Below are 19,286 nucleotides of genomic sequence, written 5' to 3' on the forward strand. Positions count from 1 at the left end.
ACCGGAGAGTTGCCCACATGAGCTCCCAGTCCACGGACTATACGCTTGATCTTGAGCGGCTTGATGACCATCTTGACCGCGTCATGCAGATCATCGGAGACTACATCCGCACCGTGCGGACCGATCCGGTCATTGCACAGACCACCTATGAGAATGTGCGGGCTTTGTTCCCCTCGGAACTGCCGCGCGAAGGCCACGATCCCGATCAGGTGCTGGACGAGGTGGTGGCATCATTCCCTCCCGTCAACACCCGCATCGGGCACCCGCGTTTTCTGGCCTGGATCACCACCAGCCCATCTCCGGCAGGCACCATCGGCGAGCTGCTCAGCGTAGGCTTCAATCAGGCCCCCCTTTCCTTCAAGGGCGGCCCTGCTGCCACGGCACTTGAAAACATCGTCCTCACATGGTTCGCCGAGCTGTTCGGCTACGGCGAAGGATGGGGAGGCACCCTTGTTTCCGGCGGGACAGTGGCCAACCTCATGGGCATTACCGTAGCCCGTCAGAAGCACGTGCCCAATGTTGCGGAAAAAGGCTTGCAGGGCATGGAAAAGCCCATAACGCTCTACGTTTCCGATCAGGGGCACATGTCCATCTCGCGCTCGGCCATGCTGCTGGGTATCGGTCACGATCATGTACGCAGCATTCCTTCCGACGAAAATTTCCGCATGCGTGTGGATGCCCTGCGCGAAGCCGTGGAGGCCGACCGCAAGGCGGGCTTTCATCCCTTCTGCGTTGTCGCACAGGCGGGTTCCGTTTCCACCGGGGCCATTGATCCGCTCGACGAACTGGCGGACTTCTGCGCCGAGGAAGGGCTCTGGCTACATGTGGACGCCGCCTACGGCGGTGCCGCACTGCTCTCAGATATGCACCGGCACAAGCTGAAAGGCATAGACCGTGCCGATTCCATCTGCGTTGATCCGCACAAATGGTTCTTCGTACCGCTGGAGTGCGGCATCACGCTCTTCAAAAGCAGCGCACAGCAGAAAGCCACCTTCAGGGCCAAGGCTGCCTACCTCGGTCAGGAATCCGACTGGGACCTGAAGAACACCAATTTCCAATTGTCCCGCCAGGGACGCGCTCTCAAGCTGTGGTTCTCCTTCCGCACATACGGTACCGAACGACTGGCCTCCATCGTGGACCGCAACTGCGCCATGGCCCAGCTGTTCCTGTCCCTCGCCGCAGATTCACCGCACTGGGCGCCTGCGGCACCCGCAGAGCTTTCCATCGCCTGCGCCCGCTTCGTGCCTGAAGGTCATGAACACTGGGCTCAGGAAGTACTGGACCAATTGCAAATCGACATTCTTGCGGAACTGGAGCGCAGCGGCACAGGCTTCCTCACCCCTGCACGCATCGGCGGCAAGGCGGCGGTACGGCTGTGCATTGCCAACCACCGCACCACTGAAGACGACATCCGGCTGCTCTTTGGCGTAATGACGGAAATCGGGCTGCGCCTCTCTGCCAACGGCGCTCAGGCTTTCGTCACCCGGACACAGGATTCCCGAGCATGATCAATTACATCTCACCGTTGCCGGACACTTCGTGGTCGGACACCTTCCCCCGTTCTGTCGTCATTCTCGGCTCCACCGGTTCCATTGGCACCAGCGCCCTGCAGGTACTGCGCGAGCAGCCGCACATGTTCAACGTGATCGGTCTGGCCGGTGCCCGCAATATTTCGCTGCTGGCCCGACAGGCTGATGAATGGCGCCCGCCCTACCTTGCCGTTCTGGACGCAGCCACAGCGAACAGCCTGCGTTCCGCCCTGCCCGATGGGTACAACCCGACCATCCTCTATGGACCGGAAGGCTACGCACAGATAGCCTCACTGGAAGAAGCCAGCACCGTACTTTCCGCACAGGTAGGGGCGGCCGGGCTGCGTGCCACATTCGCGGCTGCACAGGCAGGCAAGGTCATTGCGCTGGCCAACAAGGAATCGCTGGTGCTGGCCGGAGACCTCATTCGTGAAGTCTGCCAGAAATCAGGGGCTTCCCTTCTGCCTGTGGATTCGGAACACAACGCCATTTTTCAAGCCCTGTGCGGACACGACGGCGCGAACGTACGCCGCATCATCCTTACAGCCTCGGGCGGCCCTTTCCGTGGCAAGGACAGGGAGTTCCTGCAGACGGTCACCCGCGCGCAGGCTCTGGCACATCCCAACTGGTCCATGGGCGCAAAGATTTCCATCGACTCGGCCACCCTCATGAACAAGGGCCTTGAAGTCATTGAGGCGCATTATCTGTACGGCCTTGCTCTTGAAAACATAGAAGTGGTTGTGCACCCGCAGTCCATCATCCATTCGCTGGTGGAGTATTCCGACTGTTCACAGATAGCCCACATGGGCCCGCCGGACATGCGCATTGCCATCGGCTACTGCCTCGGCTGGCCCAGACTGCTGTCCACGGGAGTAAAACCGTTGGATCTTGTGACGTGCGGCCCCTTGACCTTCGAGCAACCGGATATATCCTCCTTCCCATGCCTTGAACTGGCACGCGAGTCTCTGCGCGGCGGCAACGGCCTGCCCGTGGTGCTCAATGCAGCCAATGAAGTGGCCGTGGAAAGCTTCCTGCACGACCGCATCAGCTTCCTCGCCATTCCGGAACTGATCGAACGGGCCATGCGTGCCCACGATGGACATGCACCCAAAACCATTGACGATATTGAATCGCTAGACGCTGCTACCCGCGCACGCGTGCGCGAATGGGCGACCTAAACCCACCCCCAGCACGGAGCAAATCATTACCATGACCAGCGCCATAGCCATAGGTCTTGTCCTTGGCGGACTCATCTTCTTTCACGAACTCGGCCACTTTGCCGTTGCCCGCCTGTTCGGCATAGGCGTTCGGGCCTTCTCTCTCGGCTTCGGTCCTGCCCTGCTCAAGAAGCAGTACGGCAAAACCGAATACCGAGTTTCCCTCGTTCCGCTGGGAGGCTACGTCTCCCTTGCCGGTGAGAACGACGACAATGACCTTTCCGGTGGCTTTACCGAAGAAGAAAGTTTCATCAACCGCCCCACATGGCACCGCATGTGCGTCATCGTTGCCGGTCCCCTCGCCAACCTGATTCTGGCCTTCTTCATCTACTGGGGCCTTTTCTGGAGCAGCGGCCAGATGCACATGGCACCCGAAATAGGTGAAGTACTTCCCGATGCGCCTGCAGCTGCCGTGGGCATTCACACCGGTGACTCCGTTGTGGATATTGCCGGCACCCCCATAGTCTTCTGGAATGACATTGCCGACACCGTTGGCAAGAGCAACGGCAAAGAGCTCACCGTCACTGTTGACCGGCAAGGAAAAATCCTGACGTTCAACGTGGTGCCCGAGCGTCTTGCCCGCAAGAACATATTCGGCGAAGAGGAAGAAAGCTTCCTCATCGGCATTGCCGCTTCCGGCAAGACCGTTTCGGTGCCCCTGAGCGGCAGTTCCGCAGCCATCGCCGGACTTGAGCAGACCTGGGAAATGATCGGAATAACCGCGCAAGGCTTTGTCAAGATTGTCCAGCGGGTCGTTCCGATGGATAACGTTGGCGGCCCCATCATGATCGCACAGATGGTCAGCAAGCAGGCGGAGCACGGCCTTGCCGCGGTGCTGGCGCTGGCCGCACTCATCAGCGTGAACCTCGGTCTGCTGAACCTGCTGCCCGTGCCTGTCCTTGATGGCGGGCATCTCGTGGTGCTGCTCATTGAAACCGTCATCCGCAGACCGGTACCGCCCCGCGTGATGGATATAGCCTCCCGCATCGGCATCATGCTGCTCATAACCCTCATGATCTGGGCCACGTTCAACGATGTACGCAGACTCTAGCCTCACTCTTGTTCTGAACGGCGCGGAAGCGCGTCTGCAGATTGCCTGCGGCAACGGAGCCGAACTCGTCTTTTCACAAGAATGGTTCACTCCCCGTCATGGCATGCAGGTACTTGTACCGGCTCTCATGGACGGGCTCACCCGCATGGGGCTCACCCTGAACCATGTAGGCCGCATTGCCGTCATCCGTGGCCCGGGATCCTTCACCGGCCTGCGGCTGGTGCTTTCCACGGCGCTGGGTCTTGCCCGTCCCCTGGGGTTAACCATGGGCGGCATAGACTACATGAATGCCCTCGCGACAGACGCCCTTGCCATGACCGCAGACGCCCCCGTGTGGACGGTTACGCATGCACGCAGGGGTATTGTACACATTCAGGGCTTCCGCAACGTGAACGGGGAAACTGAAGCACTCTGCCCTGCAGATTCCGCCACACTGGAAGAAACTGCCACACGTATCAAGGCAAGCAGCAGCACCCCTGTTCTGCTGGGTTCCGGCTTACGGAAGAATCTTGCATTCTTCATGGAACAATGCCCGGAGGCCCTCATCCTGCCCGAACGCTTTGACCATCCCGCACCGGAAACCTTGCTGGCGCTGGCTCAGCACATCGAATATTCCACAGAGCCGGTTGAGCCACTCTACATCCGCCCCTGCGATGCAGAAGAGAATCTGGACAGCATTGCCGCCGCCAAAGGCCTTGACCCGCAGCAGGCCCGGGCAACGCTGACAAAGCTCACCACGACATAGCTGCCTCAAGCAAACAAGACCCCGCCTTCATAAGAAGGCGGGGTTTTTCATTTCCGGACAGGATGATGCGTACCTTCGCCGATTGCTGAGCACCTCCACGCTAAAGAAACCGGATTCTCAGCCGATAGGTATTACCGGAGGCATAGTTTGTCCCGCTTCTTCCCCAAGCACATGCTGGCACCAGCCTTGCACTGCATTGAGTGGAGTATTCTATCTGGGAAAAAAATGCCCGAGGTATCTTATGGCTGAATTAATGTCTGGCGGTATACATTTTTCCGGTCTCGCATCCGGTAGCGATTTCGATTCGATGATCACTCAGCTCAAAAAAGTTGAGTCCATCCAGATGAATCGCATGAAGCTGTGGAAGGGCGACTGGCAAAAACGTGTTGATGCCTTCGGCACCATCAACACGGAAATTCAGAATTTCCAAAGCACGGTCCAGAAAATGGATACCATGGCGGAATTTCTTGCAAAATCCGCCACCAGTTCGTTTGACACCGTTGCCACCGCCACCACGGACTCCAAAGCTTCCGAAGGCGTATACAAGATAGAGGTCGGACAGCTGGCTAAAAACTCCATGTGGACCTACAACACCGGATTTGCCAGCAAGACCGCCAAGGTCAATACGTCCGGCGCAAACCAGACATTTCAGTATACTTACAAGGGTAAACAGCGCACCCTGACGGTTGCCAGCAACACCACCGTCGAGGGGCTGGTCAACCTCATCAATTCCGATCCGCAGAACCCCGGAGTCAAGGCTGCGCTCATCAAGAACGGAGATCAATACAACCTGCAGATTCGGGGTATGGGTCTTGGCGCCGCGAACGCATTGAGCATTGATGCCGGCACCAATCTCACCAACCTGCAGGCACCGGACAGCCCTCTTACCAACTGGAACTATCAGGCTGCCCAGAATGCCTTGATTCGGGTCAACGACTGGCCAGCAGGCAGCTTCATCGAATCGTCGTCCAACACGGTTTCGGAAGTCATTGAGGGCCTTACCATCAACCTCAAGGATGTAGGCACAACCCAACTCACCGTCGGAACAGATCTCGAGAAGATCAAGCAGAACATTCAGGACTTCGTGGACGGCATGAACGCCGTGCGAACTAAAATGCTTGAGCTGACCAAAGTTGACTCCAACGCAAAGGCATCCGACCCCAACGATGAAAGCTCACAGTTCGACGCGGAAAAAGGATCGGTTCTTACCGGTAACTACGGTGTGCAACTGCTTTCATCGCGCCTGAAATTGGCCGTTTCCGGCAGAGCCGAAGGTTTTGACTACTATTCCGACGCCAACGGCGGGGAAGGCGACTATTATTCCACGCTGGCGCATATCGGCATTCTCACCGTAGCGGACCAGAGCGACAAGGATAACGGCCTGCTGCGCGTCGACATGGAAAAACTTGATGAAGCCCTTGCCAAAGATCCCACGGCCGTTGCGGAACTCTTTGCAGCGGACGGTATCGGCACCACGGATTCCCAGGATTTTTCCTTCTACTCGCAGGTCAAGGGAATCACCAAGCCCGGCATTTATGACGTCAGCTATGATGTGGATGCCACCGGCAACATCATCAATGCCAAGATAGGCGGACAGAACGCCAAGGTTGACCAGAATACTCACCAGATTTCATCTCTTACCGGCGACTCTCGCGGTATGGTCATTCAGGTGAACAACCTCGTTGCGGGAAGCTATTCCGACACGGTCCGTCTCAAACAGGGCAAGGCCGGTCAGATGGACGCCCTCCTCAAGGATGTGCTCAGCTCGGACGGAACGTTGAAAATTATCGAGAAGAACTATGAAGATATCATGGATGAGATCGATAAGAAGATAGAACGCGAGACATCGCGAATCATCCGCTGGGAACGCTCCATGCGATTGAAATTTGCCCGGCTGGAATCAACGCTCACGAAATACAACGGCCAGATGGAATCCCTGAACAAGCAGGTAGCCCAACTGGCGCAGCAGTAGGAGAACTAAATGCAGAAAGCAGCCAAAGCATATTTCCAGACACAGGTGGCCACCACCTCGCAGGGGAAGCTGCTCCTGATGCTCTATGACGGCTGCATCAAATTCCTCAATCAGGCAAAAATCAAGATCGAAGAACGCGATTACGCCCAAAAGGGAATACTTATTTCCAAGGCGCTCGATGTCATCAACGAACTCGATAGCAGCCTGAATGCGGAAAAGGGCGGCGAACTGGCGGAGAACCTGCACAAACTGTACTTCTACTGCTCAACCCGACTGCTCAACGCCAACCTCAAGATGGACATTGGCTACATTGACGAGGTCATCAAGATTCTGTCCGGCCTGCGCAGCGCGTATGCCCAGATCATAGATACGCCCGAAGCCACAGCGGCGGCCGCCATGACCACCCCCGTACAAACGGGACAGACGCATGTGTCCCATGTTCCGGCAGGCGGCATTCCCAAACCTGCGGCCTTTGGCGCCAAGGCACCGTTGCCCAAGGCAAACGCATTTGCCATGCAGACACAGGCGGCTACGGCACCTGCCCCGGCTAAAGCAACAGTTCAGACTCCCCCGCAGGCTCAGACGGCCTCACCCGCACCGCAACAGAAGCAACAAACGGTGCAGGAAACCGCCGCAAAGACACCGCCTGAACCGGCCATACCGCAAGAAAAGGCAGCCAACGACACCACTCCTCTGGACTTTTCCGGCAGACGCCTTTCCGGCGCCGCCATGTACAGAAAAATCGCAGCGCACAATACCCCATAAAGAAAAAGCGGGAGGCCGAAACCTCCCGCTTCTTTTTTCATCCATCGGACAACGAAGGCTAGAAAGCCTTGTTGCCTCCTTGCGCCTCGGCCTCACGTTCTTCCCGCCGCAAAGGCTCCGTCCACGCGAGAAGCGGCTTGGCCATGTCGCGGGACAGGGCCTGCATGATGGCTCCGGTAGGGTCGGATGGCAGACGGGTCCGCGCCGAAAAAATGATGTAATCTCTGGTCAGCTCGCTCTGCATCATGCCCGCATGTGCCATGGACCAGATAAGTGCGCCAGTTGCGGTATCATACACCTCGACCTGCAATGCCACATACGTGTCACTGACCGAACCGCCTGCCATGTAGTTAGTGATGTACCCGCCCACCGCAAGGTCGGCACCACGCTGCCGGGCAAGAGAGATAGCCCGCTCCGGCGTATAGTAATCGGCGTAATCAGCAAACTCGATGATGGGAAAAACCTCCTGTGCCAACCAGTTCTGCCACACCATGCGCGAAAGCTCACGACTGATATGGCGCCCCTGCGCCACATCCATCTTGGGCATGAAGGGGAAGAACAGAACCGACGGCTGCACCACGGGCTCCTCTTTGGGGCGCAGATAAACCTGCACAGGCCCCTTGCGCACCCATTGATCCCAAACGATCTGGGGCGTGGACCCCAGCGACGAATTTAAGGCGTCGGGCGCCATCCTGTCCGCCGACTCTTTGACGCTGTCAGGGATAAATCCGGAAACGCTCTCGGTCACCTTGGAGCCTGAGCATCCGAGCAGCATAGCTGCTGCCAAAACAAAGGCAATATATACGCACCGTTGCAGATAGAGCATAATACCCAACCTTCTAGCTTCGTTCGTCAGGATTGCATCACGCCATTACGTGACATCCCACAAAATGCAAGATCAATGCCTGATTTAGGCTTAGCTGAGAAAGCGAGAGGAGCGGGACAGAACCCACAAGAGTACGGGATATCCCTGCGAAGAGGCGGAGGGCAAAAGCACGGCAGCTGACAGAGGGCAACCCTGCCGATACACTGCGAATAAACTGGGAAAGAACTACTGAATCCTGTCCGTGGGAGACGGAACACTCTGCATGGAATCGAGCAATTGGGCGCGAGAGCGTACCAGCGAGCTATGGAGTTCCAGACGGCGCTGCGCGGAAAGACGACGAAATTCCAAACGTTCCGTCAATTCAATGAGCTGCCTCACCTCGCTGCGAATGCGTTGAATGCGGGCGGTTCTGTCTGGCACATCGGGATGGACCAATTCAGCAATACCAGCCAGCTCCTGCAGTTCGACAGCGAGCAGGCGGATACTCTCCGGAGATATCTTGCGAGAATATCGTATCCGGTCACGAATCTCTTCCGCTATGCGCTTCAGCCATCCGAACATATCGCACTCCGGCTTTATCGACAGCCCGCCTAGACTCCCGCTCCCGTCTCCAGCCCCATCATCCAGAATACTGCAACAAGAATAAGCATGCATACAGGCAAAACGGCCAGTATAGTCTGTTTCCAGTCCGCCTCGTGGGCATGACGCAAACCGACGAACACCAGCGCGAGGAACCAGAGCTGCGCACCAATGGTGCCCACGAGAGGCAGAACACCCGCCAGTCCGGCCGCACTGCTGTAAGCAATGACACGGAAGGTGGTTGCAAAGGATTTGCATCTGGAAAAGGAGATGCGCAGCAACAGATGGCACAGCACGGCCATGACCAGAAGCCTGCCCAAAGCGACCCCGAAAAGCCCACCGGCCATGAGCCCCAGAGAGACCCCTTCAGGCGATGCCGAAGGCAGGGCAAGACCGGCCGCGTGCAGGGAGTCTCCCCACAAGCTGTACAAAAGCGCCAGAGCGCCGGTTTCCAACCCCACGGCAAGCAGCATGGTCAGCAGGAAGAACAAAAGGGGCGCTGCGAAGCCACCGGCCCCTTGAATACAACTGAAAAAGTGAGTCGGCGAAAACAGTGCCTGACGGAGGGTTTCTGACCATGCGGCAACAAGGCTGAGCTTGCCGCGATTCTCCCAGGGAATCTGCATCTCCACGGAAGAATGACGGATAAAGGCACTTACGCCGGAATGATCGCCTTCCCCCATGGCGGCAATGGCATCCCATATGTCGCCCTTACCGCCGTGATCTTCAAAATCACTGATGGTGCCGAGATGTCTGTGGGGCTTGGATGCAGAAGCCTTCGCAGCATCGGCCTCCTCGGCCGCATGTTGCTCATCGGCGTAAGCATCCGCCTCGGGGGAATAGACAGCCTCATCGTCGTATCGGTCTGCGTCATGCTCCGCAGCCGGTTCCGCTAGGTCAGCTTCCTCGTCATATGCATCATCGTCTGCCCAGCGATTCTCGTCGACGACCTGGCCGTAGCTCTCATCACCGCGTTCTTCAACCACGGCGACAGGTTCATACGTGTCAGGCGTATCAGGCGAGTCAGGCAAATCCCCGAAAGATTCCTCGCTGTCCTGCTCCACATCATCTGCTTCCGGCTCGACCTGCGCGACATACGTAACGGGCGTAACGGGCGTAGTGTCGGGCTGGGTCTGCTCAGCCACATCCCGCAGAGCCGGATGCACATAGGGAGAATCCTCGACCGCAATGGGCTCTACCGCCGGTTCGGCCTCCGGGAGATCCACGACATACTCCCGAAAACGAAACTTGAAACGGCACTTGGGGCAGGTCGCAAGCTGGGCCGTGGGTGGAATCTTCGCAAGGTCCACCTGGCGTTCGAACAGACATTCAGGACAACGTATGAGCATGAACTATCCCTTTAAAAAATATAACCCATTGTACGACCTGCATATTGGCAAATCAAGAGAGAGAGCCAAAAAGCGCACAAATTATAAAAATATTTTTAAATCAACACAATAGGAAAGAATATGCGGCAATTTACAGCAAGCCGAGGTCACGCATGGTCAGGCCCACGATGACGAGCAGCGAGAGGAACAGCAAACCAACGGAAGGCAGCACGCGCCCTGTGGTAGTTCCGTGCACCGTTTTCAACCCTACCACGATGATCCACAGACGCATCAACCCGCCAATCAACGCACCGACAACCGGAACGATACTCAGCAGATCCGCAGCGCTGGAATAACACACCACGCGCATGGTTGCCCGCGAGCCCCCCTTGGCCACACCGGTCAGCACCAGCCCCAGATGCAATATGCCGGAAAGAGCGTACAGATACAGGGTCAGTACAACGGGACTGAAAAACAGAAGTTGCACCAGTTCCCCCACATCTGCCACGGATCCGGTAAAGGCCTCCGGCAAAATGGGGTTACCCACGGCCGTCTGCCAGAATGTCTCAAGTCCTATCCCCAGCAGAGAGGCAATCATATAGTAGCTGAACGGCACAAGAAAGGAGACCTCACGGCTCATCGTAGCAAAGAACCCCTGAGGACGCTGAAGGATATGCCGGGTAGTGGCAATGAAGGCGTTAACAAAGCCCACCTCCCTGGCGTGTGCCCAAATCTCGGCTTCCGCCTGTTTGGGCTGCGCCCACGAAGGCATGGGGCCTTCTTCCGGAGCACCACGGTACGACTGCTCATCCTCTTCATACGCGGTTCCGGCGTCGCCGGAATCCAGAGAAAAATCCGGCTCGTTTTCGTCAACGGCATCACGAAAGCGGAAACGATGCCCGCATTCCGGACAAGTCGCGAACGTCACGGAAGGCTTCAGAACAGCTTCATCCACTTCTTTGCCATATCCACACTGGGGACAACGAATTTCCATGCAGAATCCTTGCGTTATCAGAGTACCCGCATTCCGGCGGCAACGGCCGGCATACGTAGCGGCTGCCGCCTTTGCAGGCTGCAACAGCTCCCGACTTGTACGGAAAAAACCGCTTCACGGCAAATGTCTAGATGAGGGCAGGCCTGCTGCCATGATAAAAAACAGGCTCAAGAAGGAAAGGCAACCCAGCCGATTGCCATGGACACGAGCCATGCTGCAGCCGAAACATGCAAAGCCATGACGGGCAGCACCCTGCTCCACGGTGAACGGTGGGCAAGGCGAAGCCCCACAGTCTGCACGCCCAGCCACCAGATAAGGGCAAGGTATGCGCCGTTGCCGGGGAGAACGACAAACAGCCAGCAGGCAGAGGCATAGCAGACCGTCTGCAGGGTAACGGCATATCCCCGCTCTCCGGACTGGGCAAGCCGGAGAAGGACATGCAGAAGCCCGGAGTACAAAACGATGGGGATGGGAAGCAATACCGGAACCAGCAGAGCGTAGCGGACAAACTCGGCCAGTGAAAGACGTGCCGGAAGAAACTCCACCACAGAGATCAACGGAACAGAACTCGGAAGCAGCACGGGTAACAGGAACAGAAGAAGATACAGCAGCCCCTGCTGTAACAAGGGAGTCACGGCGGCCACCTGCATGGCGAACCATAACGCCCTGCGATCCCAGATCCCCTCAAACGACATACCGAAAACCCGCTGCTGATAGAACAGCACACACCACACCCGCTCGCCAAAGCTTCCGGCAAAGCCCCCGTCTTCTGGACCGGAAGGCTGCTGAGAGCCAAGCTCAGTTTCAGCGTAAGAGGCCGCTATTTTCTGCCCTTCACGCTCCCTGCGGCTCGCGAACTCATCCTCCTGCCCGGAAGCAGAATCTGAAACACGCCCGGGTCTACAGGAGTCCTCGTGAAAACCATCAGTCATGCGGAATACCCTGCCTCACGAAAAAGACACAGGAGACAGGCAGGAAAAAGGTATCAGGCATTGACCATCCCAGCCGTAACAATAAGCAGAAGAATAATGATAAAGGGCAACACCACTGCCAGCACAACCCGCCACATCGGAACGCCATGCGCATGCCTGAGCCCCACCAGCAAAACAAACAGCCCCCAAAGGCCCCCAAGAAACTGTCCGATAAACGGCACAAGGTACAGCACATAGGTGCTGGCACCGAATCCGCATACCATGGCGGTTGCGCCGAATCCCTTGCGAGCGCCCCCCGTAATCTTCAGGCAACCATGAATAATACCCGCCGTAACCAAGAGGAACAGCGGAGAAATCACTGCAGTGATAGTGACCATGCCAAGCGCCATGCCCAAGCCCAGGAAATTCCCTCCGAAGGCCGTGATGGCTTGTTCCGACAACACATCAGACAGGAACGTGGTAATGGCCCAAGCCCAAACCTGCCCAACGGTCAGACCAAACGTGATACAGATGATGTAAAAAGGAAACACGCCAGCCTTGCGCCACTCGGTGCCTGCACGGCCGAAAAACTCAGCTGGCGTGACCAGCACGGCACGCACCGTGGCAATGAATGCCGACAGCCAGCCCACTTCGTGCCTGTATGCCCATGGTATGCCAGCCACCGCCGGATCAACGGAGGGGGCAGTTCCCCCTTCGCCGGACGTTTCCGGGGAACCGGCCGCAAAGGACTGCTGTGCCCCTGCCCCGATCTTCTGAGCACCGGCGTTCAGGTTCCCTGCCGCCCAATCATCTCCGGCAGGCTCGGGTTGATCTTCAGGGCCTGACGCTTCCAGCCCGAAATCCGGCTCCTCACCACGAAAACGGAAGCGATGGCGGCACTGGGGACAGGTGGCGTATACCATTTCCGCCGGAATGACGGCTTCATCCAGTTCCTTGGTATATTGGCACTGCGGGCAAACAAGCTTCACGAACTTCTCCTTGATTAGGCTACACCTATGGCGTCTTTCATGCGTTTCACATGGTCACGGGCAACAGCAGACAGGAGTCCTGACCGCACATCCCTTCCATGACGCCGAACAGCTCGCAGGACACTGCGGGGTACTCCTTGTTCAGCCTGTGCATGGCTTCACGGCCTGCGGCTTCGTCAAAAGTACGCAGTTTCTGCGCCAGCATGTTCATGTCCTTCCACAGATGGCTGTAATGATCAATATGCATAGTCAGGGTCAGCGCCAGCGGTCCGGCCACGTGGCGAACCACCTCGTGCACATTGCGCTCGAAACGTGTCTGCGGGCCTCTGCGAAACAGACGCAGCTGCACATCCGGCCACAACCCGAATCCGGCGCGGCACTGCGCTTCGGAACCTATGCGCGTCCAGCGCGGGAAAACATATCCGCCCACCCCCTGACGCATCAACGCAGGCAACACGGCCCATGCCTCCGGCGACAATCGCTCGTCACCGTCCAGAAACAGTATCCACTCCGTCGAGCAGGCAGCCAACACTGCATTGCGTTGGGCGGCAAAGTCTCCACCCAAAGGACGCGCCACCTGCCGGACCGGAACCGCACAACTCTCTGCGGCAGAGCGTACCGATACCGGCAATGCTTCCATAGTATCAGCATCCCAGACCAGCACAACCTCATGCACCCAGTCCGGTACATGGGCAAAAAACTCGTGGAGATTCGGCTCCTGAGGATGCGCAATGATCCCCAGCGTCAGAGGGCCGTCAGCTCCCTGCTCCGCCTTGCCCCCTGCCAAAAGGGCACTCCCCGTGAACAGACGTTGCCATCCGCGACAGGCTTCCTTCTCCTGCTCCGACAACTGCGGATGCAGCATCATGGCCGTATTGGCAGACGTCAGCCCCGCCTGCGCAAGCAGGACGAGCAACGCCCATGAAGAAACATCCGTCACCAGACGGTGCCTGCCAGCCTCCCGCCACCAGCCCATATGCCCCCGCTCCATGGCCTGACGCACACGCTCCGGGTGCAGTTCCAGCACCGTGAGCGTAACATTGTCGGGCAAGGCAGCCGCGATGGCGTCCGGCAACCTGCCGTCGCCGCACCCCAGCAGCAGAAAATGACTGCGGCCAGTACGCTGCGCGGCCCGCAAGGCCTGCTGCAGATGCCGCTGCACGGTATCGAAAGAGTTCTCCGGCAACTCGGGCAGAGCCCGTTCCCCCATACGGAAGGGCAGAACCGCTGCGGAATACACGTGCAACTGGTCGCGGACAAGACGTGCAGCATCCGAACTCACAGCACACCTCCGCAACGCTCAAGAAGCTCCCTGTATATCTGCTCCAGTTTGCGCACCACGGTCTGCACGCGGAAAAGACGCTGCGCCTTTTCGCGACCGGCCATGCCCATGCGTCTGGCCTCGTCGGGATGTCGCAGCAGATGGAGCACGGCTTCGGCATACTCCTCGGCCGACCTGGCGACCAACCCCGTTATGCCGTGTTCCACAAGCTCCAGCTGGGCATTGTCCCTGAGCCCTGCTGCCGGATGCGTCACCACTGGCAGCCCGCAGGCCATGGCCTCAGCAATGACCAGCCCGAAACTCTCGCCCGTATCGTTGGCATGGGCCAGCAGGGAGATGGAATCAAAAAAGGTGACAAGTTCCCCGTCCGTGAGCACGGGAGCGCAGAATTCCACGTTGTCCTCCAGCCCCTGCTCCGCAACGTAACGATGGGCCTCGTCGATGCCGCCCACAATCCTGTAACGCATATCCGGCAACGCCCGCACAGTGGCAGGCAGAAATTCCAACGCCAGCGCCGACCACTTGCCGGGGTCGGGACGGGAGATTCGCCCGATGACAGGCCGCGCATAGTCACGCTGCTCCGGCGGCAGGGCATGGGCAGCGAAAAAATCCGTATCCACAGGATTGTAGAGCACCTGATAACGGGGCGGGGCAACGGCAATGCCCTCCACCTGCCCATAGCGGTGTGCGCAGAAACGGGAAACAAAAAAAGTGGCGTCCAGCGCGGCCCCTCCCGGGGAATCATCGTGGCGTCCGAACACGTTGGTCTCCACCAGAACCGCCTTACGTCCCTGCCTGTGCATGGTCTGCCGGTACAGACGGAGCGGACGCATCAGAACCGGTTCCGGCCATCCCCCCCGGTGCACGTGGATAATATGCGGCCGCAGGCGCTCCAGCACAGCAGCAACATCACCGCCCACATACGTCTGTATGCCCGCCTGCCGCAGCAACCCGGCTCTGGGGCCGTCGGCAGGCGAATGAACGGCAACGGCAAAGCGCTCGGGGGCGGTATAACAGGCGAGCAGTTGCATCACCTTTTCCGTACCACCGGCACCAAGCCCCTGCACCACATGCAGCACTCTGATTTTATTGACGGTCATAGGAGAAATTATAGCGACATCAGCGCAGAAAGAAAAGGGAATCAAACCGATTCTTCAACGGAACATGTACACCACGTGTAACGCGGAAAACAAGCGAAAGGCAGAACATGAACAACAATGATCCCACACCCTTTACTGTTCACGCGACCAACCTTTATTGATAAAGGAAAAGCCTTTGCCCTGAGGTCCGGAGTCTGGTACAGGGGAATGCCGTCAGGAACGACTACTGATATGGGCTTGCCAACCCTGTTATAGGCGTTATATTCCCAGACGGAGTTTTTGCATCCCGTGATTACGGAAGGGGACTGAGCGGCAGGCAAGGAACCTGTGCGCGTTCCGGCCGCAGAAGTGCAACCGGCCCCGTCCATCATGTATAAGGAGTTACGATGATTGGTATTTCCAAACTCTACTGTGGCCAGGTAGAACCGTCCGACGCACTGCGTTACGGTCGCCATTCCGGAAAGCTTCCTTCCCACCTGCTCCAGTTCTCCGCAGACAAGAAGCCCGTGGTCGTATGGAACATGACCCAGCGCTGCAACCTCAAGTGCGTCCATTGCTACGCACATGCCGTAGACCCTGACGGCAAGGACGCCATCAGCACTGAAAAGGGCAAGGAAATCATCCGCGATCTGGCCCAGTACGGTGCACCCGTCATGCTGTTCTCCGGCGGCGAACCGCTGGTGCGTCAGGACCTTGTGGAACTGGCCAAGTATGCCACCGATCAGGGCATGCGCGCAGTAATTTCCACCAACGGCACGCTCATCACCAAGCAGAAGGCCAAGGAACTGAAGGAAGTGGGCCTTTCTTACGTGGGCATCTCCCTCGACGGCATGGAAGAAGTGCACAACAAGTTCCGCGGCGTTCCCAACTCCTTCAAGAAGGCACTGGAAGGCATCGAGAACTGTAAGGCCGAAGGCCTGAAGGTTGGCCTGCGCTTCACCATCAACAAGCGTAACGCTCCCGAAGTGCCCAAGATTTTTGATCTGGTGCGTGATCTGGAAGTACCCCGCATCTGTTTCTACCACCTCGTATACTCCGGCCGCGGCTCCGAACTGATCAAGGAAGACCTGGATCATCAGGAAACCCGCGAAATGCTCGACCTGATCATGGACCGCACCCGAGAACTGCACGACGCAGGCATGCCCAAGGAAGTTCTCACCGTGGACAACCATGCCGACGGCCCCTACGTGTGGATGCGCATGCTGAAGGAAGACCCCAAGCGCGCCGAAGAAGTATTCGAACTGCTGCAGTTCAACGAAGGCAACAGCTCCGGTCGCGGCATCGGCTGCATCAGCTGGGACGGCTCCGTCCATCCCGACCAGTTCTGGCGCCAGAAGGTGTTCGGCAACGTACTTGAGCGTCCCTTCTCCGAAATCTGGGACGATCCGAACATCGAACTGCTCGCCAAGATGAAGGACAAGAAGAAGCACGTTGGCGGCCGCTGTGCCACCTGCCGCTTCCTGAACATCTGCGGCGGCAACTTCCGCGCCCGTGCCGAAGCCTACTACGGCGACGAATGGGCACAGGACCCCGCCTGCTATCTGACGGACGACGAAATCCGTCCCGAATAGCACGCAAGCACAATGACACTACGCCTCCGGCGGGTAGAGGAATCCGCTTCCCTGCCCGCCGGAGTTGTCTGAACCTCTTTGCAGACCAGCCCGAATTTGCGGAGGCAACGCTTTTCGGGCCGCAAACATTCCAAGGAGCCTCAGGTGGCAGACTTCTTTCGTGGACGGCGCCTTCGCCGCACAGCTGCTCTTCGTGAACTGGTAAGGGAAAACGAGGTCCGCGCGCAGGACCTGATTATGCCCTACTTCGTTGTGGATACCGACGATGCTTCGTTCCGCAAGCCGATCAGCTCCATGCCCGGACAGTTCCAGCTATCTCTTCAGGAATTCGAAAAGCAAGTGGATGCCGCCGTCAAAACCGGCCTGCGCTCCATCATCCTGTTCGGCATTCCCAAAACCAAGGACGGCGTGGGTTCAGAAGGTTATGCCGATGACGGCATCGTGCAGAAGGCGGTTCGCCTGTGCAAGCAGCGCTGGCCCCAGCTGGTGGTCGTGACCGACGTGTGTCTTTGCGAATACACCGACCACGGTCATTGCGGCATTCTGCGCAAGGAGAACGGCGATGTCACCGTGGAAAACGACGGCACGCTTGCCCTGCTGGCAAAAACCGCAGTTTCCCATGCGAAAGCCGGGGCAGACATCGTAGCCCCCTCCGACATGATGGACGGCCGCGTGCTCGCCATCCGCGAAGCACTGGACGAAGCCGGTTTCGAGAACATTCCGGTCATGTCCTATGCCGTGAAATATGCCTCCGCATTCTACGGCCCCTTCCGCGAGGCTGCCGAGTCCGCCCCCCAGTCAGGCGACCGCAAGTCCTATCAGATGGACCCCGCCAACAGCCGCGAGGCCCTTCGCGAAGCAACGGCGGATGTGCTGGAGGAGGCCGACTTCCTCATGGTGAAGCCCGCAGGCCCCTATCTCGACATCATCCGCATGGTCCGCGACGAATTCGACCTGCCCGTGGCCGCGTATCAGGTGAGCGGTGAGTACTCCATGATCATGGCAGCCGCACACAACGGCTGGGTCAACGGCGATGCCGTTGCCATGGAATCGCTCATGGGCATCAAGCGCGCCGGTGCGGATCTCATCATCTCCTATTTTACCGAAGACTTCCTCGCACGAGGACTGGTGAAGTAATATGCACGATCACAAGAATTCCGGCTGCCCCTGCGGCCATGGACAGAAGCCTCAGGGCCATCCTGCCGGCCATCAGGGCGGTCATCCTGGTGGTCACCCCGGCGGGCATCCCCAAGGACATCCGGGCGGAGCAGCCCACGCAGACGGCCTCGCCGGCATGAAGGCCCGTACCCTTGAAGACGGTACCCCCGCCTGCAAGCTCATCGCATGGGAAGTGACCCGCTCTTGCAACCTCGCCTGCAAGCATTGCCGCGCCGAGGCGCATGAAGAGCCGTATCCCGGAGAACTCTCCACCGAGGAAGCCAAGGCGCTTATCGATACCTTCCCCAGCGTGGGCAACCCCATCATCATCTTCACCGGTGGCGATCCCATGATGCGCAAAGACGTGTACGAGCTTATCGCATACGCCACGGACAAGGGTCTGCGCTGCGTCATGTCGCCCAACGGCACGCTCATCACGCCCGAGACCGCGCAGAAGATGAAGGCATCCGGCGTACAGCGCTGCTCAATTTCCATCGACGGCCCCGGTGCCGAATTCCATGACGATTTCCGCGGCGTACCCGGAGCATTTGACGCTTCCATGCGCGGCATCCAGTACCTGAAGGATGCGGGCATCGAATTCCAGATCAACACCACGGTTACCCGCCAGAACCTGCCCTACTTCAAGGACATCTTCTCCCTGTGCGAGAAGATCGGCGCGGTTGCGTGGCACATCTTCCTGCTGGTACCCACCGGCCGGGCAGCCCAGATGGGCGCAGAAGTCATCACTGCCGAAGAGTACGAAGAAGTGCTCAACTGGTTCTACGACTTCCGCAAGACCACGGACATGCACCTGAAGGCCACCTGTGCCCCGCACTACTACCGCATCATGCGCCAGCGGGCCAAAGAAGAAGGCATTCCCGTCACGCCCGAAAACTTCGGCATGGACGCCTTCACCCGCGGCTGTCTCGGCGGCACAGGCTTCTGCTTCATTTCCCACGTGGGACAGGTACAGCCCTGCGGCTACCTTGAACTGGACTGCGGCAACGTGCGCACCACGCCCTTCCCGGAAATCTGGCGCAGCTCCAAGCCGTTCCAGCAGTTCCGCACCAAGGAAGAATACGAAGGCAAGTGCGGCGTCTGTGAATATCACAACGTGTGCGGCGGCTGCCGCGCCCGCGGATATTCCATGAAGGGCTCGCACATGGCGGAAGAGCCTCTGTGCAGCTACAACCCGCGCAAGTGCGGCTAGCTGCAACAGATTTGAACTTCACTGCGGCTCCGCCTGTGGGCGGAGCCGATCTTCATGAG

17 protein-coding genes are annotated in these 19,286 nt (G+C 58.3%); 9 read left to right on the top strand and 8 right to left on the bottom strand.

Annotated elements, in window-relative coordinates; genetic code table 11:
• The first annotated feature begins 17 nt into the window (after positions 1–17).
• The 6 genes from N1030_RS08095 to fliS all read left to right on the top strand — a co-directional run bounded on the left by N1030_RS08095 (position 18) and on the right by fliS (position 7,279).
• Positions 18–1,508: a pyridoxal phosphate-dependent decarboxylase family protein gene (locus N1030_RS08095; protein ID WP_265828769.1), complete on the top strand. Its 1,491-nt coding sequence runs from the start codon at positions 18–20 to the stop codon at positions 1,506–1,508.
• Positions 1,505–2,707 carry a 1-deoxy-D-xylulose-5-phosphate reductoisomerase gene (dxr, locus tag N1030_RS08100; RefSeq protein WP_265828770.1) on the top strand — a complete coding sequence of 401 codons (1,203 nt, stop codon included), beginning with the start codon at positions 1,505–1,507 and terminating at the stop codon, positions 2,705–2,707. Before N1030_RS08095 ends, dxr begins: the two co-directional genes overlap by 4 nt.
• A 31-nt stretch (positions 2,708–2,738) precedes the next feature.
• Complete coding sequence (gene rseP, locus N1030_RS08105; protein WP_265828772.1) at positions 2,739–3,797, top strand: RIP metalloprotease RseP; 1,059 nt, start codon at positions 2,739–2,741, stop codon at positions 3,795–3,797.
• On the top strand, positions 3,781–4,542 hold the full coding sequence (tsaB, locus tag N1030_RS08110) for a tRNA (adenosine(37)-N6)-threonylcarbamoyltransferase complex dimerization subunit type 1 TsaB (RefSeq protein ID WP_265828773.1): 762 nt from the start codon (positions 3,781–3,783) through the stop codon (positions 4,540–4,542). Before rseP ends, tsaB begins: the two co-directional genes overlap by 17 nt.
• A gap of 241 nt (positions 4,543–4,783) precedes the next feature.
• Positions 4,784–6,514, top strand: a complete 1,731-nt coding sequence (fliD, locus tag N1030_RS08115; protein ID WP_265828775.1) for a flagellar filament capping protein FliD — start codon at positions 4,784–4,786, stop codon at positions 6,512–6,514.
• 9 nt (positions 6,515–6,523) lie between these two features.
• Positions 6,524–7,279, top strand: coding sequence for a flagellar export chaperone FliS (gene fliS, locus N1030_RS08120; RefSeq protein ID WP_265828776.1), 756 nt, complete (start codon positions 6,524–6,526; stop codon positions 7,277–7,279).
• 58 nt (positions 7,280–7,337) lie between these two features.
• Here fliS and N1030_RS08125 read toward each other — a convergent pair whose 3' ends face one another.
• From N1030_RS08125 to N1030_RS08160, 8 genes are all read right to left on the bottom strand, one after another.
• Positions 7,338–8,105, bottom strand: a complete 768-nt coding sequence (locus N1030_RS08125; RefSeq protein ID WP_265828777.1) for a hypothetical protein — start codon at positions 8,103–8,105, stop codon at positions 7,338–7,340.
• A gap of 225 nt (positions 8,106–8,330) precedes the next feature.
• Entirely contained in the window at positions 8,331–8,666 is a 336-nt protein-coding gene (locus N1030_RS08130) for a hypothetical protein (protein WP_265828778.1), read from the bottom strand.
• A gap of 29 nt (positions 8,667–8,695) precedes the next feature.
• Positions 8,696–10,033 carry a YIP1 family protein gene (locus N1030_RS08135; protein WP_265828780.1) on the bottom strand — a complete coding sequence of 446 codons (1,338 nt, stop codon included), beginning with the start codon at positions 10,031–10,033 and terminating at the stop codon, positions 8,696–8,698.
• A 130-nt stretch (positions 10,034–10,163) separates the two neighbouring features.
• Positions 10,164–11,006, bottom strand: coding sequence for a YIP1 family protein (locus N1030_RS08140; protein WP_265828781.1), 843 nt, complete (start codon positions 11,004–11,006; stop codon positions 10,164–10,166).
• A gap of 167 nt (positions 11,007–11,173) precedes the next feature.
• The gene (locus N1030_RS08145; protein ID WP_265828782.1) at positions 11,174–11,938 is read right to left on the bottom strand and encodes a hypothetical protein; all 765 of its coding nucleotides are present in this window, start codon (positions 11,936–11,938) and stop codon (positions 11,174–11,176) included.
• Between the two features lie 53 nt (positions 11,939–11,991).
• The gene (locus tag N1030_RS08150) at positions 11,992–12,906 is read right to left on the bottom strand and encodes a YIP1 family protein (protein WP_265828783.1); all 915 of its coding nucleotides are present in this window, start codon (positions 12,904–12,906) and stop codon (positions 11,992–11,994) included.
• 46 nt (positions 12,907–12,952) lie between these two features.
• Positions 12,953–14,188, bottom strand: coding sequence for a glycosyltransferase (locus N1030_RS08155; RefSeq protein ID WP_265828784.1), 1,236 nt, complete (start codon positions 14,186–14,188; stop codon positions 12,953–12,955).
• Complete coding sequence (locus N1030_RS08160; protein ID WP_265828786.1) at positions 14,185–15,288, bottom strand: glycosyltransferase family 4 protein; 1,104 nt, start codon at positions 15,286–15,288, stop codon at positions 14,185–14,187. The genes N1030_RS08155 and N1030_RS08160 overlap by 4 nt, the downstream gene beginning before the upstream one ends.
• 386 nt (positions 15,289–15,674) lie before the next feature.
• Here N1030_RS08160 and ahbC point away from each other — a divergent pair, with 386 nt between their 5' ends.
• The 3 genes from ahbC to ahbD all read left to right on the top strand — a co-directional run bounded on the left by ahbC (position 15,675) and on the right by ahbD (position 19,227).
• Complete coding sequence (gene ahbC / locus N1030_RS08165; protein ID WP_265828787.1) at positions 15,675–16,859, top strand: 12,18-didecarboxysiroheme deacetylase; 1,185 nt, start codon at positions 15,675–15,677, stop codon at positions 16,857–16,859.
• Between the two features lie 144 nt (positions 16,860–17,003).
• Positions 17,004–17,996 carry a porphobilinogen synthase gene (gene hemB, locus N1030_RS08170; protein ID WP_265828788.1) on the top strand — a complete coding sequence of 331 codons (993 nt, stop codon included), beginning with the start codon at positions 17,004–17,006 and terminating at the stop codon, positions 17,994–17,996.
• A 1-nt stretch (position 17,997) separates the two neighbouring features.
• On the top strand, positions 17,998–19,227 hold the full coding sequence (gene ahbD, locus N1030_RS08175) for a heme b synthase (protein ID WP_265828789.1): 1,230 nt from the start codon (positions 17,998–18,000) through the stop codon (positions 19,225–19,227).
• The last annotated feature ends 59 nt before the right edge of the window (positions 19,228–19,286 follow it).

Source organism: Desulfovibrio mangrovi (assembly GCF_026230175.1).
GTDB lineage: Bacteria > Desulfobacterota > Desulfovibrionia > Desulfovibrionales > Desulfovibrionaceae > Halodesulfovibrio > Halodesulfovibrio mangrovi.

Bases quoted from the DNA above. Each gene is read 5' to 3' on its own strand.
- rseP (WP_265828772.1), top strand. From the start codon at position 2,739: ATGACCAGCGCCATAGCCATAGGTCTTGTCCTTGGCGGACTCATCTTC.
- N1030_RS08145 (WP_265828782.1), bottom strand. From the start codon at position 11,938: ATGACTGATGGTTTTCACGAGGACTCCTGTAGACCCGGGCGTGTTTCA.
- N1030_RS08135 (WP_265828780.1), bottom strand. From the start codon at position 10,033: ATGCTCATACGTTGTCCTGAATGTCTGTTCGAACGCCAGGTGGACCTT.
- N1030_RS08140 (WP_265828781.1), bottom strand. From the start codon at position 11,006: ATGGAAATTCGTTGTCCCCAGTGTGGATATGGCAAAGAAGTGGATGAA.
- N1030_RS08160 (WP_265828786.1), bottom strand. From the start codon at position 15,288: ATGACCGTCAATAAAATCAGAGTGCTGCATGTGGTGCAGGGGCTTGGT.
- fliS (WP_265828776.1), top strand. From the start codon at position 6,524: ATGCAGAAAGCAGCCAAAGCATATTTCCAGACACAGGTGGCCACCACC.
- ahbD (WP_265828789.1), top strand. From the start codon at position 17,998: ATGCACGATCACAAGAATTCCGGCTGCCCCTGCGGCCATGGACAGAAG.
- dxr (WP_265828770.1), top strand. From the start codon at position 1,505: ATGATCAATTACATCTCACCGTTGCCGGACACTTCGTGGTCGGACACC.
- N1030_RS08125 (WP_265828777.1), bottom strand. From the start codon at position 8,105: ATGCTCTATCTGCAACGGTGCGTATATATTGCCTTTGTTTTGGCAGCA.
- fliD (WP_265828775.1), top strand. From the start codon at position 4,784: ATGGCTGAATTAATGTCTGGCGGTATACATTTTTCCGGTCTCGCATCC.
- N1030_RS08130 (WP_265828778.1), bottom strand. From the start codon at position 8,666: ATGTTCGGATGGCTGAAGCGCATAGCGGAAGAGATTCGTGACCGGATA.
- ahbC (WP_265828787.1), top strand. From the start codon at position 15,675: ATGATTGGTATTTCCAAACTCTACTGTGGCCAGGTAGAACCGTCCGAC.
- tsaB (WP_265828773.1), top strand. From the start codon at position 3,781: ATGTACGCAGACTCTAGCCTCACTCTTGTTCTGAACGGCGCGGAAGCG.
- N1030_RS08095 (WP_265828769.1), top strand. From the start codon at position 18: ATGAGCTCCCAGTCCACGGACTATACGCTTGATCTTGAGCGGCTTGAT.